Genomic DNA, 23823 nt, shown 5'->3' on the forward strand with positions numbered 1-23823 from the left:
ACGCCCCGAGCCTACGCTTCCGGCCGGGACGGGCTCTGCGCAGCCGGGCCGACCGGGGGAGACGTCCACAGGCTGTGCACAGCGGGTGTGCACAGCCTGTGGATCACGCCGGGGACCGGGATCAGCCGGCCCCGAGCATCAGCCGGAGAGGCGGACCGGCATGATCAGGTACTGGTACGCCTTGTCCTCCTCGGCGTCCACCGCGGCCTTGCCGCTGAGCAGGGCCGGCTTGGTCGGCGTGGTGAAGCTCAGCTGGGCGTAGGCGGAGTCGATGGCCTTGAGGCCCTCCTCCAGGTAGCCCGGGTTGAAGGCGATCGAGATGTCGTCGCCCTCCAGGTCCGCCTCGACCCGCTCGGTGGCCTGGGCGTCGTCGCCCGAGCCGGCCTCCAGGGTCAGCACGCCCTGCTCGAAGCTGAGCCTGACCGGGGTGTTGCGCTCGGCGACCAGCGAGACGCGCTTGAGCGCCTCCAGGAAGGGCTGGGTCTGGATCGCGGCGACCGCGCTGAACTCGGTCGGGAAGAGGCTGCGGAACTTGGGGAACTCGCCCTCCAGCAGCCGGGTGGTGGTCCGGCGGCCGGCGCCCTCGAAGCCGATCAGGCCCTCGCCCGCGCCGCCCGAGGAGAGCGCGATGGAGACGTTGTCGCCGCTGCCCAGGGACTTGGCGATGTCCTGCAGGGTCTTGGCGGGCACCAGGGCGACCGCGGAGATGTCCGACTGCTCGGGCTTCCACAGCAGCTCGCGGACGGCGAAGCGGTACCGGTCGGTGGCGGCCAGGGTGATCCGGTCGCCCTCGATCTCGACCCGGACGCCGGTGAGCACCGGCAGGGTGTCGTCCCGGCCGGCGGCCACGGCGGCCTGGCTGACCGCGGAGGCGAAGACGTCGCCGGAGACGGTGCCGGTGGCGGTCGGCATCTGGGGCAGCGCCGGGTACTCGTCCACCGGGAGGGTGGGGAGGGTGAACCGGGAGCTGCCGCAGACCACGCTGACCCGCTGGCCATCGGTGGAGATCTCCACCGGCCGGTTGGGGAGGTTGCGGGAGATGTCGTTCAGCAGGCGGCCGGAGACCAGGACGGTGCCGGCCTCCTCGATGTCCGCCTCCAGCTCGACCCGGGCCGAGACCTCGTAGTCGAAGCCGGACAGCGCCAGGCTGCCGTCCTGGGCCGTCAGCAGCAGGCCGGCCAGCACCGGCACCGGCGGCCGTGCCGGGAGGCTGCGGGCAGCCCAGGCCACCGCCTCCGCGAGGACGTCACGCTCCACCCGGAACTTCACCGGTAACCGCCTCCTGGATCGAGCGCTCCCGCTCGCACTCTGGTTCGTCTGATCTTGATCGTCGGATCGCCTGTCCGCCGAGCGATGCCACTCCGCTTCCAGTCCGCAGAGGACAGTCTGACGTACTCCACCGACAGACGGGGCAGACGGGCGGAAGCAAGCCGAACAAGTGTCGGGGCGCGGTTGTCCACAGATTTCGGGCCCACCCACTTGGAAAGCAGTTCCGAGCTCTATCTGTGTAGCGGTAGTAGTAGGGCCTGTGGAAACCGTGGATAACCCCGTTTCCGCAGGTCAGCGCCCGAATTTTGTCCACATCGGCTGTGGACGGCGGCTGTGGACGGACAGCCCGTGCTGTGGACGGCGGAGCGTTACCCACAGCCCACGCTCGGTATCCACAGGTTATCCCCAGGACTGTCCCCAGATCCGGGCCGGGTTATCCACGGCGGCCGGTCAATTTTTCGTGACGCCTTTCACACCAGGGTATGAACAGGGCCCCAAGGTTGTCGAACTGTGGACGCCGCTGTGGACAAGCTGGGGATAACCGCCCTCATCCTGGGGACAAGCGGTGGATAACCCGGACGGCCTACTGGCAGCCCGTCAATTGTCCACACCCTGTGGATAACCGTTGTGCACAAGTCCACAGGCACCTGACCTGCGCGGAAGAGCGTAGCGGTGGCCGAGCTGTGGACGAATTCTGGATAACTCCGGGAGCCCCGGCCTGTGGACGGTGTGGAAGGCCCCGTTCCTGTGGACAACGGCCTCGCGCTCCCCGGGTTTTCGAATCACCGGTCAGTTGTTCGGCGCGGGCTGTGGATCGGTGGCCGGTCCGTCGAGGCATCTCTGCCCGGCCGACGCGCCGCGCACACCTGGGAATGCGCGAAAAGGGCGTCAGGATCGCTCCTGACGCCCTCGCGTGGCGCTGCCCGCGGCCCTGCCGGGCCCCGCCGCTAGCTCTTGATGCGGTTGGTGAGTTCGGTGACCTGGTTGTAGATCGAGCGCCGCTCGGCCATCAGCGAGCGGATCTTGCGGTCCGCGTGCATCACCGTGGTGTGGTCGCGGCCGCCGAACTGCGCGCCGATCTTCGGCAGCGACAGGTCGGTCAGCTCCCGGCACAGGTACATCGCGATCTGACGCGCCGTCACCAGCACGCGGCTGCGCGACGATCCGCACAGGTCGTCGACGCCCAGGCCGAAGTACGCGGCGGTCTGCTGCATGATGACCTGCGCGGTGATCTCCGGGCCGGCGTCCTCGTCCCCGCCCGGGATCAGGTCCTTGAGGACGATCCCGGCCAACTCCAGGTCCACCGGCGCCCGGTTGAGGTTCGCGAAGGCGGTGACCCGGATCAGCGCGCCCTCCAACTCCCGGATGTTGCGGGTGATCCGGGACGCGATGAACTCCAACACGTCGGCGGGGGCGTTGAGTTGCTCCTGGATCGCCTTCTTGCGCAGGATCGCGATCCGGGTCTCCAGCTCCGGCGGGGTGACGTCGGTGATCAGCCCCCACTCGAAGCGGTTGCGCAGCCGGTCCTCCAGCGTGGTCAGCAGCTTGGGCGGCCGGTCCGAGGAGAGCACGATCTGCTTGTTCGCGTTGTGCAGGGTGTTGAAGGTGTGGAAGAACTCCTCCTGGGTGGACTCCTTGCTCGCCAGGAACTGGACGTCGTCCACGAGCAGGATGTCCATGTCCCGGTAGCGGCGGCGGAAGGTGTCCGCCTTGCCGTCCCGGATCGAGTTGATGAACTCGTTGGTGAACTCCTCCGACGACACGTAGCGCACCCGGGTGCCCGGGAAGAGGCTGCGCGAGTAGTGCCCGATGGCGTGCAGCAGGTGGGTCTTGCCCAGCCCGGACTCGCCGTAGATGAAGAGCGGGTTGTACGCCTTGGCCGGCGCCTCGGCGACGGCGACCGCCGCCGCGTGCGCGAAGCGGTTGCTGGCGCCGATGACGAAGGTGTCGAAGAGGTACTTCGGGTTCAGCCGGGCGGCCGGCTCGTCCTTGCGCGAGCCGCCGGCCGGGGGAGCGCCGGGCGGGGCGGGCACGCCGGGGACGCCGGGGCGCTCGGGGGCGCGCTCGGCGGGAGCCTTCTCGGCCGGGCGGCCGCCGGTCGGGCGGGAGCCGGGGGAGCGGCGGCCGGCGCCGGCGCGGGGCTGCTCGTTCGGGCCGGGGCCGTAGGCGCCGCCGAACAGGTCGCCCTGGGTGGTCGAGGGCGGGCTGGGGACGGGCCGCGGCGCCTGGCGGGGCGCGGCCTCCTCGTGGTCGCGGTACGGCGCCTGCTGCTCCTGGTAGCCGGGCCAGGACTGCGGGCCCGGCTGGCCGCCGTACGGCGCCGGGCGCTGCTCGTAGCCGCCGGTGTCGTAGCGGGGGCGCTCGTAGTCCTGCGGCTGCTCGTAGTCCGGCTCGTAGGGCTGCTGGTAGCCCTGGCCGCCGTAGCCGCCGGTGCCCTCCTCGGCCGGGCCGGGGTACGGCTCGACGGGCGGCTGCGGCGCGGGCGCGGGGGTGCTGGGCACGGCGTTGGCGTCGACCATCACGGCGATCCGCACCGGGCGGCTCAGCTCGCGGCTGAGGGCCTCGGTGAGCTGCGGCAGCAGCCGGCCCTCCAGCACCTGCTTGGCCCGCTCGTTGGGGGTCGCCAGCAGGGCGGTGTCGTGCATCATCCACATCGGCTGGGTGCGCTGCACCCACTGCTTGTCCATCTCCCCGACGTCCGGGTCGTTGACCAGCCGCTCGACGACCCTCGCCCAGACCGGGACGAGGTCGCTGTTGACATCAGCCACTGGTGCACGCTTTCCGATGAACAAACCAGACAAGTCCTGCAACGGTAGTCAGCGAACAGAGCCGGATCAAGTCGTTGTCCACAGGCTGTGGGCAACCCGGGGTGGGGAGGTCCGGTTTGACCCTCGGACCCCGTCCCGCGTACCGTAACCAGGTCGAGTTGTCGATGGCCGCTGCCGCATGTCCGCGGGTCCACCCGCTCCATAAGGCGCGCAGCACGGGCGCCGTGGATTGCCTGAAACCCCAGCCGAACTGGGGCGATGGGCCGGATTTCCGAAACATGGGGAGATCACGCGGACGCACGGTGACGGCCAAGCGACTCCCCGTCATCCTACGATTCACCTCAGGAGCCCCCGAGTGAGCAAGCGCACCTTCCAGCCGAACAACCGTCGTCGCGCGAAGACCCACGGCTTCCGGCTGCGTATGCGTACCCGCGCCGGCCGCGCCATCCTGGCCGCCCGCCGTGGCAAGGGCCGCGCCAGCCTGTCCGCCTGATCCACGCCAAGGGTCTGTTGTGCTGCCCTCCGAGAATCGGCTGCGGCGGCGCCAGGACTTCGCGACCGCGGTGAAACGCGGTCGCCGGGCCGGCCGGCCCCTGCTGGTCGTCCATCTCAGCAGAGAGGACGTCCAGTCCGGGCCGACCGACCGGACCAGCGACTCCCGCCCGCACGTCGCCGAGGGGACTCCTTCGGCGCGTGCGGGTTTCGTCGTGAGCAAGGCCGTCGGCCCGGCGGTCGTTCGCAACCTGGTCAAGCGCCGGTTGCGCCATCTCATCCGTGATCGTCTGTCCAGGCTGCCCGCCGGTAGCCTGATAGTGGTGCGCGCGCTGCCCCCGGCCGCGTCCGCCTCGTACCAGGACCTCGAACGGGATCTGGACGCGGCGCTCAAGCGGCTGCTGAGGGCGGAGCCCACCGCCGCGGCGCCGACGGGAGCAGGGCGATGAAGTACCTGCTGATGGGTCTGATCAGGGTCTACCAGTGGACGATCAGCCCACTGCTCGGTCCGGTCTGCCGCTACTACCCCTCCTGCTCGCACTACGGCTACGAGGCCGTGAAGGTGCACGGGGCGGTCAAGGGCGGCGGGCTGACCGTGTGGCGCATCCTGCGCTGCAACCCCTGGTCGCCTGGCGGGGTGGACCACGTACCGCCGCGCAAGCACCCGGTGTGGCACCGCCGGCTGCGCGATCTGCTGAGCCCCAAGAGCGGGACCGCCGAGCCGGAGCCGGTGGCGAAGCCCGATGCCAAGGAGTCTGACCGGTGACCTTCGGTTTTCTGAGTCCCCTCTACACGGCGGTGTCCTGGATCATCGTCCAGTTCCACTCGCTGTACAGCAACGTCTTTAGGTTCGATCCGGACGGTGGCTGGGCCTGGGGCCTGTCCATCGCCTCGATGGTCGTCGTCATCCGGATCTGCCTGATCCCGCTCTTCGTGAAGCAGATCAAGGCGACCCGGGCCATGCAGGCGATCCAGCCGAAGATGAAGGCCATCCAGGAGCGCTACAAGAACGACCGGCAGCGCCAGTCCGAAGAGATGATGAAGCTGTACAAGGAGGCGGGTACCAACCCGTTCTCCAGCTGCCTTCCCATCCTCGTGCAGGCCCCGTTCTTCACCGCCCTCTACGGCGTGCTGGCCCAGGTCGCCAAGGGCCACGACATCGGCGTCATCCACGGCGACCTGCTGCTGAGCGCCGGCAAGGCGCACATCTTCGGCGCCCCGCTCTCCGCGACCTTCGTCAGCAGCGGCGAGACCAGCGTCAAGATCGTCACCGCGGTGATGATCATCCTGATGTCGCTGTCGCAGTTCATCACCCAGCGCCAGCTGATGACCAAGAACGTCGACCTCACGGTCAAGACGCCGTTCATGCAGCAGCAGAAGATGCTGATGTACGTCTTCCCGGTCATGTTCGCCGTCATGGGCATCAACTTCCCGGTCGGTGTCCTGGTCTACTGGCTGACCACCAACGTCTGGTCGATGGGCCAGCAGCTGGTCGTCATCCACAACAACCCGACCCCGGGCAGCAAGGCCTTCCAGCACCGCCAGGAGCGGCTGAAGAAGGCCGGCCGGCTGCGTCCGGACGGTACGGAGATCAAGGGCGCGCTCTGGGGCATGCTGCCCCCGTCCAAGGCGGCCATCGAGGAGGCGGCCTCCGCCGCCGCGGTCGTCGAGGAGTCGGTCCGGGCGAGCCGTCAGCAGCCCCGCCGGCAGACCAAGGCCCAGCGCCAGCAGGGCGGTGCCGCGCAGGTGACCGAGGAGGCCCCGGCGGAGCCCGCCGAGGACGCCGCCCCGGCCGAGTCCGGTGCCGAGCCGGCCGCCAAGCAGACCGCGGCCAAGGCCGGCGGCCCCAAGCAGGGCACCAGGCAGCAGCCCAAGCGCGGCGGCCAGCGGCCGAAGAAGAAGTCCTGACCGGTCCCGGACCTGTCGTGACAGCGCGCAGAGCTTCGTTCCCGGCCCACCAGACTGGGCCCAACTCCGAAGGAGTCCATCAGTGACGGAAGGCACCACCTCCGCCGTCGAGACCGAGGCCGCCGCCGGCGCCGACGAGAGCCTCGTCGCGCGTCTGGAGCAGGAGGGCGACATCGCGGCGGACTACCTGGAGGGTCTGCTCGACATCGCGGACCTCGACGGTGACATCGACATGGACGTCGAGGGTGACCGCGCCCTGGTGTCCATCGTCAGCGACGGCAACGACCGCGCGCTGCAGCGCCTGGTCGGCCAGGACGGCGAGGTGCTGGAGGCCCTGCAGGAGCTGACCCGGTTGGCCGTGCACCGGGAGACCGGCGAGCGCAGCCGCCTCATGCTGGACATCGCCGGCTTCCGGGCCCGCAAGCGCACCGAGCTGGCCACGCTCGGCGCCAAGGCGGCGGAGCAGGCGAAGAGCTCCGGCGAGCAGGTCAAGCTGCGGCCGATGACGCCCTTCGAGCGCAAGGTCGTCCACGACGCGGTCGCGGCCGCCGGTCTGCGCAGTGAGTCCGAGGGCGAAGAGCCCCAGCGGTGCGTGGTCGTGCTGCCGGTCTGAGCCGGGCAGCTCGACACTCGGTCGCCTCGGCGGCCGATGGGCTTCACCGGACGCGACCCCGTCCGCCTCGTGCGGGCGGGGTCGTCGTCCCTTCGCGGGGCACGGCGTTCGGCGGGAGATGTTCCACGTGAAACAGTGCGATGAGCGGGTCGGTGGCGATCCGGGGATCGGAGAGGTCGAGATGGACACGGACAACGCGGCTGCCGGCCGGTCGGGGGCGGCTGACGTGAACCGGGCCGCCGAGGAGCGGACCATCGTGGAGCCCGAGCTGGACGTGCTGGCCGAGGCCCCGGCCGCCGCCCGGGAGGTGTTCGGCGACCGCTTCGACGCCGCCGTCCGCTACACCGAGCTGCTGGCCACCGCCGGGGTGCAGCGCGGACTGATCGGGCCCCGCGAGGTGCCCCGGCTGTGGGACCGCCACGTGCTCAACTGCGCGGTGCTGGCCGAGCTGCTGCCGAACGGCGCCACGCTGTGCGACGTCGGCTCCGGCGCCGGCCTGCCCGGCATCCCGGTGGCGCTGGCCCGCCCGGACGTCCAGGTGACCCTGCTGGAGCCGCTGCTGCGCCGCACCACCTTCCTGGAGGAGGTCGTCCGCGAGCTGGGGCTGGAGAACGTCACGGTGCTGCGCGGCCGCGCCGAGGAGATGATCGGCAAGCTCGCCGTGGACGTGGTGACCGCCCGCGCCGTGGCCCCGCTGGACCGGCTGGCCGGCTGGGGGATGCCGCTGCTGCGCCCGCACGGGCAGATGCTGGCGCTCAAGGGTGACAGCGCCGAGCAGGAGCTGGCGGACTCCCGGGCCGGGCTGGCCAAGCTCGGCGCGGTCGAGTCCTCGGTCATCTCGGTCGGCGAGGGCACCCTGGAGACCTCCACCCGGGTGATCCAGGTCAAGGCGGGGGAGAGCCCCGGCGGGGTGAAGGCGGCGACCCGGCGGGCCAAGGCGGCCCGGGCCGGGCGCAACGCCGGCACCCCCCGGACGGGCGGCGCGGGCGGCGGCCGGGGCGGGCGGCGCCGCAGCCGCTGAGGCCACGGCGCCGGCACGCCGGTACGCCGGGACAGGCATGATCCACGGGCGGACGGCCCTCCTGAACGGGAGGGGCGTCCGCCCGCGGTCGTTCCGGTGACGGGTCGGGCCGACCCCGGGTCATCGGAGTGTCGCAACGTCAGATTTCCGACATAGCGGGCATGGTGTTCCACGTGAAACGTCGCTCCTTGCTCTCCGGAATCTTGGCCCGCGGCCGGGCTGCGACTGTCGCCGCTCCGGTTCCACGTGAAACACTGGCGCCCATGCAGGACTCGGAGACCGTCGACCAGATCGACGACACGCCCATCGCGCGGGCTGCCCAGGCTGCGGTTCAGGCGATCGGCCGAGCGGGGGAGGGACTTCCCCGTCCCGCCAGCACCCGGGTGATGGTGGTCGCCAACCAGAAGGGCGGGGTGGGCAAGACCACCACCACCGTGAACATGGCCGCCTCGCTGGCGATGCACGGCCTGCGGGTGCTGGTCGTCGACCTCGACCCGCAGGGGAACGCCTCCACGGCCCTCGGCATCGACCACCACGCCGACGTGCCGTCCATCTACGACGTCCTGGTCGAGGGCAAGCCGATGGCCGACGTGGTCCAGCCGGTCCGGGACGTGGAGGGGCTGTTCTGCGTCCCCGCGACCATCGACCTGGCCGGCGCCGAGATCGAGCTGGTCTCGATGGTGGCCCGGGAGAGCCGGCTGCAGCGCGCCATCGCCGCCTACGAGCAGCCGCTGGACTACATCCTGATCGACTGCCCGCCCTCGCTGGGCCTGCTGACGGTCAACGCCCTGGTCGCCGGCCAGGAGGTGCTGATCCCGATCCAGTGCGAGTACTACGCGCTGGAGGGCCTCGGCCAGCTGCTGCGCAACGTCGAGCTGGTGCGCGCGCACCTCAACCCCACGCTGCACGTCTCGACCATCCTGCTCACCATGTACGACGCCCGGACGAGGCTGGCCGCCCAGGTCGCCGAGGAGGTCCGGACCCACTTCCAGCACGAGGTGCTGAGCACGGCGATCCCCCGCTCGGTGCGCATCTCGGAGGCACCCAGCTACGGCCAGACGGTGCTCACCTACGACCCGGGCTCGACCGGGGCGCTCTCCTACCTGGAGGCGGCCCGCGAGCTCGCGCAGCGCGCGGTGGGCCCGACCGGCTCGCTGGTGGGTCAGCAGCGGGACGGCAGCGGGACGACGGCGGTTCGGGGCACGGAGCCCCGGTGGCACGGCACGACGGAGGGTCAGCAGTGAGTGGTGGTCGCAGGGGTCTGGGACGAGGACTCGGGGCGTTGATCGGTCCCGCGGCCCCGGCTGACGGCGGCGCGGTGCGTCCCGCCGCCTCGCCCGCGCCGACCTCGGTGGTGGCGACCGGAGCGACGTCGCCGGCCTCGGTGCCGGTGCTGCCGGGCGGCCGGGGCACGGTGGCGGCCCGGGCGGCCGCGGGCAAGCGGGCCATCGAGCAGCCGCAGGCCGATCAGCCGGTGGCGGCTCCGGTGGCCGGTGCCTTCTTCGCCGAGCTGCCGCTGGACTCGATCACGCCCAACCCGCGGCAGCCGCGCGAGGTCTTCGACGAGGACAAGCTGGCCGAGCTGGTCGTCTCGATCAGGGAGGTGGGCCTGCTCCAGCCGGTCGTGGTGCGCCAGACCGGGCCGGACGGCTTCGAGCTGATCATGGGTGAGCGCCGCTGGCGCGCCTCCCGGGAGGCCGGCCTGACGCTGATCCCGGCGATCGTCCGGGCCACCGAGGACGACAAGCTGCTGCTGGACGCCCTGCTGGAGAACCTGCACCGGGCGGAGCTCAACGCGCTGGAGGAGGCGGCCGCCTACGAGCAGCTGCTGCACGACTTCTCCTGCACCCACGACGAGCTGGCCGACCGGATCGGCCGCTCGCGCACCCACGTCACCAACACCCTGCGGCTGCTGAAGCTCGCGCCGACCGTGCAGCGGCGGATCGCCGCCGGGACGCTCACGGCCGGCCACGCCAAGGCGCTGGCGGGCATCCCGGACGCGGAGCGCCAGGAGGAGCTGGCGAAGCGGATCATCGCGGAGGGGCTCTCGGTGCGCACCACCGAGGAGATCGTCAAGCTGATGGGCTCGGAGGCCAAGCCGAAGCGCCAGACGCCGAAGGCGGGCAAGCTGATCACCCCGGCCTTCAACGAGCTGGCCGACCGGCTCTCGGACCGCTTCGACACCCGGGTCAAGGTCGAGGTCTCGCAGCGCGGCGGCAAGCTGGGCAAGGGCAAGGTCGTGCTGGAGTTCGGTTCGGTGGACGACCTCAACCGGATCCTGGACAGCCTGGCGCCGGGCGAGGACGGGCTGCGGCTGTCGCAGGGCTGAGCCCGTCCCTCGGGCGTGACCGATGGGTGCATGATTCGCGTGAGCGGTTGTTTCACGTGGAACATGCACCCATCGGTGTTGGTGGGGGCATGCTCGACCTGCTCGACCGTGAAGTGGAGGAGGTGCACGGGGTATGGGACGCCGGGTCGTTCCGCTGACGCTGGACAACCTCGCGGATCTGCCGACGACCTGCCGCTCCTGCGTGTTCTGGGAGCTGGATCCGGTCAGCGGGAGGGCGGCGGTGGAGTCCGGCAAGCCCGAGGCGGAGAAGGAGGGGTGGATCTCCGCGGTGCTGCTGGAGTGGGGCTCGTGCGGCCGGATCGTCTACGTGGACGACCAGCCGGCCGGGTTCGTGCTGTACGCGCCGCCCGCGTACGTGCCCCGGTCGCAGTCCTTCCCGACCAGTCCGGTCTCCCCGGACGCCGTTCAGCTGATGATCAGTCGGGTGCTGCCCGGCTACCAGCGCCAGGGGCTGGGCCGGGTGCTGGTGCAGACGGTGGCCAAGGACCTGCTGGGGCGCGGGGTGCGGGCGATCGAGGCCTTCGGCTCGGTGGGCCGGGTGCCGACCAGCTGCGTGCTGCCGGCCGACCACCTGCTCGCGGTGGGCTTCAAGACCGTCCGGCCGCACCACCGCTACCCGCGGCTGCGGCTGGAGGCGCGGACCACGCTCTCCTGGCGCGGCGGTGCGGAGGGGGCGCTGGAGCGGCTGCTCGGCGCCGGGCGCAAGGAACCGGCCCTTCGGCCGTTCTGAGCCTCCGGTGCCCCGGGGGACGCGCCTCGGGAACGGGCCGGAGACGACGACGGCGGCGGGGCTCCCCTCGGACCGGGGGAGCCCCGCCGCCGTGCGGCAGGCGGTGGCGGACCTAGATCAGGCCGTCCAGCTCGCGGAGCAGAGCGGCCTTCGGCCGGGCACCGGTGATCTGCTTCACCGGCTGGCCGCCCTTGTACAGGATCAGCGTCGGGATCGAGATGACGTTGTACTCGGCAGCGGTCTTCTGGTTCGCGTCCACGTCGAGCTTCGCGACGGTCAGCTTGTCGCCGTGCTCGGCGGCGATCTCCTCCAGGACCGGGGCGACCTGGCGGCACGGGCCGCACCAGGTGGCCCAGAAGTCGACCAGGACGGGCTTGTCGCTCTCCAGGACATCGGCAGTGAACGTCGCGTCGGTGACGGTGGTGGTGGCGCCGGCCACGGGGACTCCTCGGGTAGGACGGAGGGGGTGCTGCCAGGACAACAACGGACGGGGGAGTTCTGTTTCTGCCTGGCCGGGGGAGGGGTGCCGGGGGTGCTCCGGGTGTTCCCCGTGGAACACCCCCGGGAGGCGCGAGGGGGCTGGGGCTCAGACCGCCACGACGGCGGCCTTGGCCTCCAGGTCGTCCAGCGCGGCGAGGTAGCGCTCGGCGTCCAGCGCGGCGGAGCAGCCGGTGCCGGAGGCGGTGATCGCCTGGCGGTAGGTGTGGTCCACGACGTCGCCGGCGGCGAAGACGCCCTCGATGTTGGTCCGGGTCGAGGGGGCGTCGACCTTGAGGTAGCCCTCCTCGTCGAGCTCCAGCTGGCCCTTGAACAGCTCGGTGCGCGGGTCGTGGCCGATCGCGATGAACAGGCCGGTGACGTCGAGCTCGCGGGTCTCGCCGGTCTGCGTGTCGCGCAGGGTGACGCCGCTCAGCTTCGGGTCGCCGTGGATGGCCTCGACCGCGCTGTTCCACTCGAAGCGGATCTTCGGGTCGGCGAAGGCGCGCTCCTGCATCGCCTTGGAGGCGCGCAGGGCGTCCCGGCGGTGGATGATCGTGACGGACTTGGCGAAGCGGGAGAGGAAGGTCGCCTCCTCCAGCGCGGTGTCACCGCCGCCGACCACCGCGATGTCCTGGTCGCGGAAGAAGAAGCCGTCGCAGGTGGCGCACCAGGACACCCCGCGGCCGGAGAGCTTGTCCTCGTTCGGCAGGTCCAGCTTGCGGTGCTGCGAGCCGGTGGTGACGATCACGGCGCGGGCCCTGTGCACGTTGCCCTCGGAGTCGGTGACGGTCTTGACGTCACCGGTGAGGTCGACGGCGACGATGTCGTCCGGGACCAGCTCGGCGCCGAACTTCTCGGCCTGCGCCCGCATGTTGTCCATCAGCTCGGGGCCCATGATGCCGTCCCGGAAGCCCGGGAAGTTCTCCACCTCGGTGGTGTTCATCAGCGCGCCACCGGCGGTGACGGCTCCCTCGAACACCAGCGGCTTGAGGGAGGCACGGGCCGTGTAGAGCGCTGCCGTGTACCCGGCCGGGCCGGAACCGATGATGATCACGTTACGGACGTCGCTCACTGCATCTCCTGGTTCGCATCGCGACCCGCGTTTGCTGCGGGGAGGGCGGTCCTGCTCCGCCGCCCGGGACAACGACTGACCAGTGTCCCGCATTCCCAGGCGGATCAGTACCAGGTGCCCGAAGTTCGGGAGCGTCGCGCCGCCCTGGTCGTCGATCGCATGGGCACGCCGCCCCACGGCCGGGGGTCCGTCAGCGGACCGGGACGGTCCGGTGCAGCAGGACCGGCCCGCAGTCGGCGGAGCGCAGGTAGACGTCGGCGTGCGCCGCGTCCCCGGGCACCGGGTAGACCAGCACGTCGACCGGGGCGCCCTGGTAGGTGCCCCGGTCGGTGGCCAGCGGGGTGCCGGCGGCGGGAGCCGGGCAGGCCGTCGCGGCGGATCCGGTGGCGGCGTGGGGGGCCGGGGCGGGCGAGCCCTGGGCCGGGGGTTCGGCGCCGCCGTCGGTGGGCTGCTCGGCGGTGGACCGGCCGGGCTCGGCCGGGCGCAGCCCCGGGGCGGTGGCCGAGCGGGTCAGCAGCTGCTGGATCTGCGCGGTGAGCCGGTCGTCCTGGTAGGCCGTACCGGCGGCACCGGACGACCGGGGGCTCTGCGCGGCGGCCACGTCCGGCCGGGGCGCGGCGGCGGTGGTGGACGCGCCGCGGCCGGTGTCGCCGGGGACGAGCCACAGGACCCCGCCCCAGGCGAGCGCGCCCAGCGCGGCGGCCGCGCCGGCCAGCAGGCCGAGCCGGCGCCGCCGCCGGGGGCGGCCGGGGCCGGTGGCCGCGCCGGAGCGGCCCGGCGGGGCGGCGGGCGGCGCCGAGGAGGCGGTCCGGGCGGGAGTCGGGGTGATGGCCCGGGGCTCCGCGGCAGGGGCCTCCTGGGGGGCCGTCCGGGCCTCGGCGGGGGCACGGGGGGCGGGTTCGGCGGCTGCCGCCGCCAGTGCGGCGTCCAGCCGGGCGGCGACGTCGGCGGGCATCGGCGGGGTCTCGACGTCACCGAGCAGCGCCTGGACCTCGGTCAGCGCCTCGACGGTCTCGCGGCACTCGGCGCAGCCGTCCAGGTGCCGGCGCAGCGCCTCGGCGGCCTCGGCGGGCTCGACCAGGCCCTCGGCCAGGTCGGCCAGCTCGTCGATCGACGGGTGGGCCCCGGCGGGTTCGGGGGAGGAGAGGGGGGCGCTCATCGCGGACTCGCGTCTCCTTCCAGAATCGTCCGGCCGGCGTTCGGGCCTGTCCCTGTGACGGTGCGGGGGCCGGTCGGGTTCCCCCGGGCACCGGATCGCGCCGGCGGTGTTCCACGTGGAACATCGGATCCGTCGCCCTGACTGCCCCGGTCCGCCGGTTCGCGCAGGTGCCGCACCAGCGGCAGCAGCCGGGCCCGGCCGCGGGCGCAGCGGCTCTTGACGGTGCCGACCGGGACGCCCAGCAGCTCGGCGGCCTCGGCGACCGGGTAGCCCTGCATGTCGACCAGGACCAGGGCGGCCCGCTGCTCGGCCGGCAGCTCGGCGAGCGCCGCGGTCAGCTCGCGCCGCACCTCGGCCCGGACCACCGGGGAGTCGGCCGGCTCGGCCGCGCCGACCAGGGTGTCCAGCCGCTGCGGGTCGTCGTCCAGCGGGGTGGTGCGGCGGGTGGCGCCGCGCCGGGCGCGGTCCAGGCAGGCGTTGACCACGATCCGGTGGAGCCAGGTGGTGACCGCCGAGCGGCCCTGGAAGCCGGCGGCGGCGCGGAAGGCGGAGACCAGGGCGTCCTGGAGGGCGTCGGCGGCCTCCTCGCGGTCGCCGAGGGTCCGCAGGGCGACGGCCCAGAGCCGGTCGCGGTGCCGGTTCACCAGCAGCCCGAAGGCCTCCGGGTCGCCGGCGACGTGCCGGGCGAGCAGCGTCGCGTCGTCGTCGTCCGCCACCCTTCGACCCCCTTGATCCTCCGTAGGCGCGGACCGTCCGTCAGCCGAAGACCTTGACCTCGGCGACGTGGCCGCGGAACTTTCCGTCGCCATCCTTCGGCAAAGCGGTCAGCCAGATCAAGACGTAACGCGTGGTGATCGGGCTGTCGAGGGTGTAGTCGACGCTGGGGCCGCTCTTCTTGCCGCCCCCGGCGACGGTGTAGGCGGTCAGCGGCGCCTTCTCCGGGTTGTCCCCCGCCTGGGCGGTGGGAACGCGCAGTTCGGCCGTGGTGGTGCCGACGAACTGGACGCTCACCGAGCTGACGGACTGCGGCGTGCCGAGGTCGACCAGCAGGCCGGTGCCGTCCCGGAAGCCGCCGAGCTGGTCGTCGTAGCCGAAGGTCGGCCAGTCCGTGCCGGGGTCGCCGTCGATGGCCTTGGGGAGGAGGTACACGGAGGCCGGGTCGGCCTTCGGGTTGTACGAGATGGCCGCCTTCGGCTGGATCGGCACCGGGGTGTGGGCGGTGGCCTTGGCGGCGGTCGGCGCGGAGCTGCTGGTCGAGGACTGCGGGGCGGCGACGGCCTGCCCGTTGTTGCGCAGGTGGTCGACGAACTGCCAGGAGGCGACGCCGATGGCGCCCAGGGCGACCGTCCAGGCCGTGGCCTTGACGACCCGCCGTAGCCGCCGCTTGGTGCGGCGGGTGCTGGTCGGGCGGGAGGAGGCGGGCAGCGGGGCGACCGCCGGGTCGGCGACCCGGGTGGGGTTGGGCGCGGTGGGCAGTGCGTGGGTGTTGTGCCGGGGCGGGGCCGGGAAGGCGGGCAGCTCCGGCTCGGGCTGGCGGATGCGCGGCATCCGGCCGATCTCCCGGGCGAGTTCCTCCGGGGTGGTGATCGGCTCGGCGTGGTGCGGCGGGTGGTCGAACAGGGCGCGCGCGGCCAGTTCGGACAGGCCCTTGTGGACCCCGGCGCGGATCTGGTCCGGCGCGGCGTTCTGCAGGCCCTTGGGCAGGCCCTTCAGGTCGTAGCGGTCCTCGGGGTAGGGCCAGCGGTGGGTGAGCGCGGCGAACAGCAGGGCGCCGATCGCCCGGGTGTCGGCGCGCTGGGCGTCCTCGGCGGTGTCGTCGGCGGGCAGGCCGCGCAGCGCGGCGTCGACGGCGATGCCGTTGATCCGGTACTGGCCGCTGTCGGTGCGCAGCACGCAGCGCGGGGTGAGCCGCAGGTGGGCCTGGCCGCGCCGGTGGGCGGCGGCCACCGCGTCGGTGACCTGGCGGACCATCTGGTACGCCTCGTGCGGCTCCATCGGGCCGTTCGCGAGCAGCCGGGCGAGGTCGGAGGCGTGCGGCAGCCACTCCCGGACGACGTAGGCCAGCTCGCCCTCCTGCACGGCGTCCAGCACCTGGACGAAGCGCGGGTCGCCGAGCAGGGCGGCGGACTTGGCGGCGGCCAGCACCTTGCGGGCCCGTTGGTGGCCGGAGGCCATCAGGTGGACGCCCACGGCCCGGCGGAGCTTCTCGTCGACGGCGCGCCAGCTGCTGAAGGTCTCGGTCTGGGAGATGCACTCCTCGAGCCGGTACCGGTGGCCGATCTTGTCGCCGCTGTGCCGCAGTGGGGCGGGCAGGGTGCGCGGGAGGGTGGCGGTGTCGCGCGGGTCGAGGGTGGGCTGCGGGTCGGTGGGGCGGCGCTCGGCGGCCGGGGCGGTGCCGGCGGGCTTCTTCCGGGGGGAGCCGGCGGCCAGTTCGGCGGCGATCTCCCGTGCCGAGAGCGGGGCGGTGATCTCCGCGGTCTCCTCGCCGGTGCCGGCCTCCGGCCCGGCGGCCGCGGCGCTCCCGGCGCCCTTGTCGGCGGCGCCCTTGTCGTCGGCGCTCTTCCCGCCGGCGCGCTTCGCACCGGTCTTCGGGGAAGCGTTCCCGGGGGCGGGTGAGGCGTCGTCCGGGGAGGCTGCGTCGGCGGCGCCCGGGGTGGTCTTCCCGCCCTCGTCGAGCTCGTCGATCGCCGCGGCCAGTGCGGCCTCGTCCGCCGCCTCGTCAGCTGCTGACGTGTCGACGACCGCCTTGGTGCCATCAGCCACCGTGGTCCTGCCTCCCCTTGTGTCGCCCCGGCCTGAGAGAGTCGCTGGAGCGCGCGGGTCGGTGTCCCGGTGCTCCAGGACAATTGTGCCCACTCTTCTCCACCGGGTACGACCGCTGAGGGGGCCGCTCGGTTGCGTACCGGTGGAGAGATGTGGTGCAGAACCGACACCGGGCCGTCACGGCGCCCGGGTCGGGGGCGGCGGCACAGCACTCGGCCGGACGGGCGGAGGAGCTGTTCGCTCCGGTTGACGCCCGGTCAAGGGCGCCCGCTCGTCCGGCCGGTCGGTACGGCGGTCAGCGGCCCAGGCGGCCGCGGACCATGCCCAGCATGGCGTTCAGCTCCTCGATCCGCAGGCGCTTCGCGATGAACGCGAAGACCAGCAGCTGGAGGCCGCCGCCCAGGACGACCGAGAGCACGCTGCCCGGCCAGCCGCCGAGCACCTGCTGGATCCCCAGGCTGACGCCGAGGCCGACCACGGCGGCCGGGACGCAGGCGGCCGCCAGCCGGCTGTACGTCCGGCCGATCCGCTTGCTGTCCAGCCCGCCGATCTTCTTCTTCAGCTTCGGCAGGGCCACCGTCACTCCGACGGCGTAGGCCAGGCCGTAGCCGAACGCGATCCCGATCACCGTCCACTCGGCGGGCAGCAGCACCCAGCACAGCAGGGCGAAGCCGGCCTGGCAGACCGCGACCCAGACGGTGTTGGTGAACGGCGTCCGGGTGTCCTCGTAGGCGTAGAAGCCACGCAGCATCACGTACTGGGCCGAGTACGGGATCAGGCCCAGCGCGAAGGCGGAGAGCATCAGGCCGACGTTGGTGGCGGCGTTCAGGACGGTCGCGTTGCCGCCGACCGCGTAGATCGAACGGCCGATCGCCGGGCCGAGCGCCAGGAACAGGAACGCGGCCGGGACGACCGCCACGGCGGTGGTGCGCAGGCCGTAGGAGATGTCGTCGCGGACCGCGCCGGCGTCCTCGTCGGCCGCCGCGCGGGACAGCCGGGGGAGCACCGCGCTCATGATCGACACGGTGATCACGGCCTGCGGGAGCTGCCAGATCAGCAGCGCGTTGGAGAACGCGGCCAGACCGACACCGCCGTGCCCGGCCGCCGCGGCGGCGTCACCGGCCTTGGTGGACAGCTGGGTGATCACCAGGTAGCCGGCCTGGTTGGCGAGCACGAAGAAGAAGGTCCACTTCGCCAGCCGGGCGGCCTTGCCGAGGCCGTGGCCGCGCCAGTCGAAACGCGGCCGGAAGCGGAAGTCGGCCGCCCGCAGGTACGGGATCATCGCCAGCGACTGGACGACCAGGCCGATCAGGGTGCCGATGCCGAGCAGCCGGACGCCCTCGGGCGAGATGGTCTCGGGGGTGACCTGGGTGCTGCCGAAGCCGCCGAACACCCAGATGTACGCACCGAAGGTGAAGATCACCACGATGTTGTTCAGGACCGGGGTCCACATCATCGCGCCGAACCGGCCCCGGGCGTTGAGGACCTGGCCCATCACCACGTGGATGCCCATGAAGAAGATGGTCGGCAGGCAGTACCGGGCCATCGCCACCGTCGTGTCGGCCCGCTCCGGGGTCGACATCATGTCGTGCGCGATCAGCTGGACCAGCACCGGCGCCCCGAGCACGGCCAGGAAGACCACGCCCGCGAGCCCGACCATCACCAGGGTGAGCAGCCGGTTCGCGTAGGCGGTGCCGCCGTCCTCGTCGTTCTTCATGCTGCGCACCAGCTGCGGCACGAAGACCGCGTTCAGCGCGCCGCCGCCGATCAGGATGTACAGCAGGGTCGGCAGGGTGTTCGCCGAGTTGTACGAGTCACCCATCACGCTGACGCCGATGGCCGCGGTGATCACCATGGTCCGGACGAAACCGGTGCCGCGGGAGACCAGCGTGCCGGCCGCCATGATCGCGCTGGAGTTCAGCAGGGACGCGACCTTGCCGCCGCCGGAGGCCGCGGCGGGCTCGGCGGCGGGCGGCGGCCCGGCGGCGCGCTCGGCGGCGCGCTCCTCGGCGAGGTCCGCCAGCGGCTCGACCGCCGGGGGCACCGCGACGGCGGCCACCTGCATGGTGGCCTCCTCCTCGGAGAGCGGCGGGTCGAACTCGATCGGCGGCACGAAGGGGTGCTGCGCGTTCGGGCCGCCGTGCGGCGGCTGCCCCGGATGCCCGCCCATCGGCGGCTGCCCCGGATGCCCGCCCATCGGCGGCTGTCCCGGATGCCCGCCCATCGGCGGGAGTGGCGCGGGCGGGGCGGCCGGGTACGGCGCCGGTCCGGCGGGCGGGGCCGCCGGGGCCATCGGCTGGGCTGGGGCCGGCTGCGGTGCCGGCGGCTGCGCGGCGGCCTGGGGCGGGTGGCCGCCGAACAGCGCGTCCACCCCGACGTACTCGGTGGTCTCGGTGTCCCAGGCCGAGTGCGCCGGCCCGGGCTCCCACGGCCCCCGCGGCCGCTCGGGGCCGCCCCACGCGCCGTCGCCGACCGGGGCCTGCTCCTGCTGCCAGCCGGGCTGCGCCGGGGCGTCCCAGCCGGGCTGCACCGGCGGCACCGGGGGCGAGAACGGGGCCGCGGCCCGGTAGGGCGTCGGCGGCACCGGCGTCGGGTAGCCGCCGCCCTGCGGGGGCAGCTGCGGCGGCACGTCGTACGCGGTGGCCGGCTGCTGCGGCGCGGCCGGCTGGCCGGCCCGCAGGCCGTAGGGGTCCTGACCGTCCGGCGGGCTCCCGTACGCCTCGGCCGCGTACGGGTCCTGGGCGTAGGTGTCGGCCACGTACCAGTCGCCGGAGGGCGACTCGGCGCCCGGCCGGCTCTCGGCGCGGCCCGGCGGCCGCTCCTCGCTGCGCCCGGTCATGTCACCTCTTCGCTGTCGTGGGGGAGGCCGGCCCGGCGTCGCGGGCGGTCGGCGGTATCAAGGACCAACCTTCTCATCACCGGCCGTCCGATCCCGGCCATCGGCGCCGCTGTCGCGCGGTGTCTGCGCGGGGGCGCGGTCCTCGCCGCCGTCGTCGCCGTCCTGGTCGCGGTCCTGGTCGGGGCCGGCGTCGGGGCCGTGGTTCCCGGCCGGCCCGGCCGCCCCGCCCGCCGCCGGGTCGTCGTCGACCGGCTGGTCGCCGTCCTCGTGCGGCTGCCCGCCGCGCCGCTTGCGCTGGCGGACGAACCGCAGCGCGGCCAGCAGCAGCAGGACGCCGGCGCCCGCGAAGACGTACAGCACGCCGTTGGTCACCGAGGTGACCTCCACGGTGAAGGTCTGCGGGTCGCCGTACGGCTGCGGGTTCGGGCCGGTGGTCATCAGCTGGGCGGTCACGGTGACCGGGCCGTTGTTGCGCGCCTCGGCGTTGAACCGGAGGGTGACGCTCTGCGAGGCGGGGAGGACCAGCTCCTCCTCCTTGCCCAGCCGCAGCCGGTTCGGCTGGGCCGAGGTGAGCACCAGCTTCAGGTTGGTGACCGTCTGGGTGAGGCCGTTGCGCACGCTGACCTGCAGCTGGCCGGTGTTCCCGGCCAGCGTGACCACGGTCTTCTTCGGCACCTGGACGGCGTTGGTGAGGTCCTTCAGGTACTTCTTGACGCCGTCGCGGTAGGTGTTGCCGGCCGGTGCGTCGGTGCGCCACTCGGTGGACAGCGAGCGGACCATCGCGGCGCTGAACGGCCCGCGCACCCGCTGCGGCAGGGTGAGCACCCGCATCAGGGTGTCCAGGTCGTGCTGGATCCCGTCGGTGGTGCTCAGGTCGGCGGCCGGCAGCTCGGTGGCCCGGGTCTGGGTGGGGTAGTCGGTGGCCGCCGGGACGGCGGTGTTGGCCTTCGGGTCGGGCGTGGCCTGGGCCAGCTCGTCCAGCCGGACCGGGGCCAGCCACTTGCCGGACGCCTGCTGCAGGGCGTTCGCCAGCACCTTGGCGGTGCCGACCGACAGCTCGCGCGGCGGCATGACCAGCAGGCCGCGCTGGTTCTGCGGCTGCTCGTGGGTGATCGCGAGGGTCTCGGCGAGGAAGCGCTGGGTGGACCGGGTCTGCGCCTGCGGGTCCTCGAGGTCGCCCTGGAACAGCGCGGAGACGGTGTCGTCGGCGACGACGGCGCTCTGCCCGTTGCCGATCGGGCGCACCGCGGTCGGGGTGTACGGGACGGAGTCCGGGTCGGGCATGCTCGTGCCGTCGACCAGCAGCAGGCTGCTGCCGGCCTGCTGGGCGATGCCGGCGATCTGCTGGTCGAGGTGGCCCTGGTACGGCCAGGCGACGTCCGAGCGGGTGTCGATGCCGAGCCGGCCCTCGACGGTCAGTCGGCCGGCGGTGGCCGCCTTGTTCAGCGCGGTGCCCATCCCGGCCAGGTCGGCGCCGTTGTGCGCGATCGAGGCGAGGTCCGGGTCGGCGTACGGCAGCGAGACCACCTGGGCGCCGTTCTTGCCGACGGCGGCCCGCAGCTTCTCCAGCCACGCGGTGGCGGCGGCCGAGCCGGTGCCCTGGACGGTGTTGTCGTCCCGGGCCGGCTTGCCGACCGACTCGGTGCCGGGCTTCTGCACCCGGTACGACTTGTTGGTCATCGCGAAGGCGGTGTCCAGCAGGTCCGGATCGATCATCCAGGTCAGCCCGGGCAGCTTGGCGCCGGTGTCGACCAGCTCGTACAGCCGCCCGCCCGGGGCGAACTCGGCGGCCAGGCTGTCGTTGCGCAGCACCGGGACGGTCTGGTCGTTCTCGGCGTACGTCTGCGCGGCCAGCACCGGCGCGTGCGTCAGCGGCCAGAGCGTGGTGACCTTCGTCGGCTGCGCCTCGACGCCGCCCGGGTTGTACGGCAGGAAGGTGCGGGCGATGCCCAGCGGCCGGTCCCGGGAGTTGTCGCCGGTCGAGCCCCAGGCGTCCACGGCGAGCTCGTACACGCCGCTCTCGGACAGCCCGAGGTCGCTCACCGCGACGCCCAGGGTGTACTGCTGGCTCTGGCCCGGGCCCAGCTCGGGCAGGGCGTACTGGGGGCTCTCCAGCTCGGCGCCGTCCCGCTCCATCGGCGTGCCGCGGCCGGCCACCATGGCCAGGTCGCCGCGCCGCTGCAGCGGCTTGCCGCTGTACGGCTTGCGGACGGCCGCGTGGGCGCCCTTGAGGACCGACTTGCCCGCGTTGGTGACGTGCCCGGTGATCGTCACGGTGCCGTTCGGCGCGGCCACCTGCGGAGTCATCGTCTCGATGGTCATCACCACCGGGTACTCGGCGGAGGCGCCGCTGTCGGAGGCCTGCCGGACGTCGCCGCCGGCGGTCAGCGCCACGGCCGGGGCGGCCGTGAACAGGGTCGCGGCGGCCGCACAGGCGGCGGCGAGGCGGCGGGCGGCGCGCCGCCCCCGGCCGGTTCGTTCGGCAGGGCGCTCGGCCCGTCCAGGCTGTCGGTGCGCCCCCAGGCCCGAGTGCCGTGCCGGCTCGCTCACTCGTTCCGCCCTCGCCGTTCTCGATCGCTCGCTGCTGATGCTGGTCGCCCGGCGCTGCCCGCCCGGCGTGATTCACTCGACGCTCTCCGCCGCGCTGCTGCCGGGAGGTTCCGCCGGCCGTGGCGACGCGTGACACCGCATCCCCTGTCCGGTGTCCGAGACTCGTCCACCGGCATGGTAACGATGCAGCCCGGCACGCAGTGTTGCGGGCTGTGGGGTGAGACGCTGGAAACGCGCGGGCGGTTGACCTGCCGGGGCACGTACCCTTGTGAGCCGTGTCCACTGCCAATGAGCCCACCGCGCGCACCGACCGTTCCAGCACCGCCGTCCAGGTCGTCCCAGGCCTGAGCGAGGCCCAGACGCTGGGGCTGCAAGAGCTGCTGCGGGTCTCACCGGTGGCCGACGAGATCGCCCGCCGGTTCCAGGCGGCCGGGCACCGGCTGGCGCTGGTCGGCGGCTCGGTGCGGGACGCGCTGCTCGGCCGGCTCGGCAACGACCTGGACTTCACCACCGACGCCCGCCCGCAGCAGGTGCTCAAGCTGGTCAAGGGCTGGGCCGACGCGGTCTGGGACGTCGGCATCGCCTTCGGCACCGTCGGCGCCCGCAAGGACACCCCCGAGGGGTCCTTCCTGATCGAGATCACGACCTACCGCTCCGAGGCGTACGACCGCACCTCCCGCAAGCCCGAGGTCAGCTACGGCGACACCATCGAGGAGGACCTGGTCCGCCGCGACTTCACGGTCAACGCGATGGCCGTCGACCTGCCCGGCCGCGGCTTCGTCGACCCGCACCACGGCCTGGACGACCTGGAGGCCCGGGTGCTGCGCACCCCCGCCACCCCCGAGGAGTCCTTCTCCGACGACCCGCTGCGGATGATGCGCGCCGCCCGTTTCGCCGCCCAGCTGGACTTCGACCCGGCGCCCGAGGTGGTCGCCGCGATGACGGCGATGGCCGAGCGGATCACCATCGTCTCGGCCGAGCGGATCCAGGCGGAGCTGAACAAGCTGCTGCTGTCCCGGTACCCGGTGAAGGGCCTGCGGCTGCTGGTCGACACCGGGCTGGCCGGGTTCGTGCTGCCCGAGCTGCCCGCGCTGCAGCTGGAGCGCGACGAGCACCACCGGCACAAGGACGTCTACGAGCACTCGCTGACCGTCCTGGAGCAGGCCATCGACCTGGAGCAGGACGGCCCGGACCTCACCCTGCGGCTGGCCGCGCTGCTGCACGACATCGGCAAGCCGCGCACCCGCCGCTTCGAGTCGGACGGCCGGGTCTCCTTCCACCACCACGAGGTGGTCGGCGCGAAGATGACCCGCAAGCGGATGCGCGAGCTCAAGTACTCCAAGGAGCTCACCGAGGACGTCTCGCGCCTCGTCGAGCTGCACCTGCGCTTCCACGGCTACGGCGGCGGAGAGTGGACCGACTCGGCGGTGCGCCGCTACGTCACCGACGCCGGCCCGCTGCTGGAGCGCCTGCACAAGCTGACCCGCTCGGACTGCACCACCCGCAACAAGAAGAAGGCCGCGACGCTGTCGCGCACCTACGACGGGCTGGAGCACCGGATCGCCGAGCTGAAGGAGCAGGAGGAGCTGGACGCAGTCCGCCCGGCGCTGGACGGCAACCAGATCATGGAGCTGCTCGCCCTGAAGCCCGGGCCGATGGTCGGCAAGGCGTACAAGCACATGCTCGAACTGCGCCTGGAGCACGGCCCGATGGAGCACGACGCGGCGGTCGCCGCGCTGCGCGAGTGGTGGGCCGGCCAGCAGCAGGGCTGACGGACCCGGGGCGCCGGGACGCGACGAGGGGGTGGCC

General features: G+C 73.0%; 19 protein-coding genes. 10 read left to right on the forward strand and 9 right to left on the reverse strand.

All coding sequences use genetic code 11. From position 1 onward, the window contains the following. Window positions 1–138: 138 nt before the first annotated feature. Window positions 139–1269: a DNA polymerase III subunit beta gene (gene dnaN / locus AB2U05_RS16355; protein ID WP_045698683.1), complete on the reverse strand. Its 1131-nt coding sequence runs from the start codon at window positions 1267–1269 to the stop codon at window positions 139–141. Between the two features lie 947 nt (window positions 1270–2216). After that, window positions 2217–4037, reverse strand: a complete 1821-nt coding sequence (dnaA, locus tag AB2U05_RS16360) for a chromosomal replication initiator protein DnaA (protein ID WP_045698685.1) — start codon at window positions 4035–4037, stop codon at window positions 2217–2219. Between the two features lie 355 nt (window positions 4038–4392). Between dnaA and rpmH the strand changes: the two genes are divergently transcribed. From rpmH to AB2U05_RS16405, 9 genes are all read left to right on the forward strand, one after another. Continuing rightward, window positions 4393–4530: a 50S ribosomal protein L34 gene (rpmH, locus tag AB2U05_RS16365; RefSeq protein ID WP_030059672.1), complete on the forward strand. Its 138-nt coding sequence runs from the start codon at window positions 4393–4395 to the stop codon at window positions 4528–4530. 19 nt (window positions 4531–4549) lie between these two features. Further along, window positions 4550–4978, forward strand: coding sequence for a ribonuclease P protein component (rnpA, locus tag AB2U05_RS16370; RefSeq protein WP_045698687.1), 429 nt, complete (start codon window positions 4550–4552; stop codon window positions 4976–4978). Next, window positions 4975–5295: a membrane protein insertion efficiency factor YidD gene (gene yidD, locus AB2U05_RS16375; RefSeq protein WP_045698688.1), complete on the forward strand. Its 321-nt coding sequence runs from the start codon at window positions 4975–4977 to the stop codon at window positions 5293–5295. Before rnpA ends, yidD begins: the two co-directional genes overlap by 4 nt. Continuing rightward, the gene (yidC, locus tag AB2U05_RS16380; RefSeq protein ID WP_369183574.1) at window positions 5292–6437 is read left to right on the forward strand and encodes a membrane protein insertase YidC; all 1146 of its coding nucleotides are present in this window, start codon (window positions 5292–5294) and stop codon (window positions 6435–6437) included. Before yidD ends, yidC begins: the two co-directional genes overlap by 4 nt. Before the next feature lie 82 nt (window positions 6438–6519). Further along, complete coding sequence (locus AB2U05_RS16385; RefSeq protein ID WP_045698693.1) at window positions 6520–7050, forward strand: R3H domain-containing nucleic acid-binding protein; 531 nt, start codon at window positions 6520–6522, stop codon at window positions 7048–7050. A 181-nt stretch (window positions 7051–7231) separates the two neighbouring features. Beyond that, entirely contained in the window at window positions 7232–8071 is an 840-nt protein-coding gene (gene rsmG / locus AB2U05_RS16390; RefSeq protein ID WP_369183575.1) for a 16S rRNA (guanine(527)-N(7))-methyltransferase RsmG, read from the forward strand. Between the two features lie 263 nt (window positions 8072–8334). Further along, window positions 8335–9315 carry a ParA family protein gene (locus AB2U05_RS16395; RefSeq protein ID WP_107073016.1) on the forward strand — a complete coding sequence of 327 codons (981 nt, stop codon included), beginning with the start codon at window positions 8335–8337 and terminating at the stop codon, window positions 9313–9315. After that, window positions 9312–10400, forward strand: a complete 1089-nt coding sequence (locus tag AB2U05_RS16400; protein ID WP_045698695.1) for a ParB/RepB/Spo0J family partition protein — start codon at window positions 9312–9314, stop codon at window positions 10398–10400. Before AB2U05_RS16395 ends, AB2U05_RS16400 begins: the two co-directional genes overlap by 4 nt. A 133-nt stretch (window positions 10401–10533) precedes the next feature. Beyond that, the gene (locus AB2U05_RS16405) at window positions 10534–11151 is read left to right on the forward strand and encodes a GNAT family N-acetyltransferase (protein WP_045698698.1); all 618 of its coding nucleotides are present in this window, start codon (window positions 10534–10536) and stop codon (window positions 11149–11151) included. A 112-nt stretch (window positions 11152–11263) separates the two neighbouring features. Here the strand turns inward: AB2U05_RS16405 and trxA are convergent, their stop codons facing one another. The 7 genes from trxA to AB2U05_RS16440 form a co-directional block, all read right to left on the reverse strand. Next, a complete protein-coding gene (gene trxA, locus AB2U05_RS16410; protein WP_045698700.1) occupies window positions 11264–11590 on the reverse strand; it encodes a thioredoxin in 327 nt (108 codons plus the stop codon). A gap of 147 nt (window positions 11591–11737) precedes the next feature. Continuing rightward, window positions 11738–12703, reverse strand: a complete 966-nt coding sequence (gene trxB, locus AB2U05_RS16415; protein WP_045698702.1) for a thioredoxin-disulfide reductase — start codon at window positions 12701–12703, stop codon at window positions 11738–11740. A 190-nt stretch (window positions 12704–12893) separates the two neighbouring features. Next, complete coding sequence (locus AB2U05_RS16420) at window positions 12894–13862, reverse strand: zf-HC2 domain-containing protein (RefSeq protein WP_369183576.1); 969 nt, start codon at window positions 13860–13862, stop codon at window positions 12894–12896. After that, window positions 13859–14578, reverse strand: coding sequence for an RNA polymerase sigma factor SigM (gene sigM / locus AB2U05_RS16425; protein WP_369183577.1), 720 nt, complete (start codon window positions 14576–14578; stop codon window positions 13859–13861). Before sigM ends, AB2U05_RS16420 begins: the two co-directional genes overlap by 4 nt. Window positions 14579–14618: 40 nt before the next feature. Continuing rightward, a complete protein-coding gene (locus tag AB2U05_RS16430; RefSeq protein WP_369183578.1) occupies window positions 14619–16625 on the reverse strand; it encodes a protein kinase family protein in 2007 nt (668 codons plus the stop codon). A 295-nt stretch (window positions 16626–16920) separates the two neighbouring features. Then, entirely contained in the window at window positions 16921–19464 is a 2544-nt protein-coding gene (murJ, locus tag AB2U05_RS16435) for a murein biosynthesis integral membrane protein MurJ (RefSeq protein WP_369183579.1), read from the reverse strand. Window positions 19465–19521: 57 nt separating this feature from the next. Continuing rightward, window positions 19522–22014, reverse strand: a complete 2493-nt coding sequence (locus AB2U05_RS16440) for a DUF6049 family protein (protein WP_052706377.1) — start codon at window positions 22012–22014, stop codon at window positions 19522–19524. 344 nt (window positions 22015–22358) lie between these two features. On the opposite strand from AB2U05_RS16440, the gene AB2U05_RS16445 reads away from it, so the two are divergent. Continuing rightward, window positions 22359–23786: a CCA tRNA nucleotidyltransferase gene (locus AB2U05_RS16445; RefSeq protein WP_045704944.1), complete on the forward strand. Its 1428-nt coding sequence runs from the start codon at window positions 22359–22361 to the stop codon at window positions 23784–23786. Window positions 23787–23823 lie beyond the last annotated feature (37 nt).

The sequence above is a fragment of the Streptomyces sp. Y1 genome (assembly GCF_041053115.1).
In the GTDB taxonomy this organism is placed as follows: domain Bacteria; phylum Actinomycetota; class Actinomycetes; order Streptomycetales; family Streptomycetaceae; genus Kitasatospora; species Kitasatospora rubellomurina.

Excerpts from the sequence above, each read along its gene's own strand:
- yidD (WP_045698688.1), top strand. The coding sequence starts at position 4,975 with ATGAAGTACCTGCTGATGGGTCTGATCAGGGTCTACCAGTGGACGATC.
- AB2U05_RS16395 (WP_107073016.1), top strand. The coding sequence starts at position 8,335 with ATGCAGGACTCGGAGACCGTCGACCAGATCGACGACACGCCCATCGCG.
- AB2U05_RS16420 (WP_369183576.1), bottom strand. The coding sequence starts at position 13,862 with ATGAGCGCCCCCCTCTCCTCCCCCGAACCCGCCGGGGCCCACCCGTCG.
- murJ (WP_369183579.1), bottom strand. The coding sequence starts at position 19,464 with ATGACCGGGCGCAGCGAGGAGCGGCCGCCGGGCCGCGCCGAGAGCCGG.
- rsmG (WP_369183575.1), top strand. The coding sequence starts at position 7,232 with ATGGACACGGACAACGCGGCTGCCGGCCGGTCGGGGGCGGCTGACGTG.
- AB2U05_RS16405 (WP_045698698.1), top strand. The coding sequence starts at position 10,534 with ATGGGACGCCGGGTCGTTCCGCTGACGCTGGACAACCTCGCGGATCTG.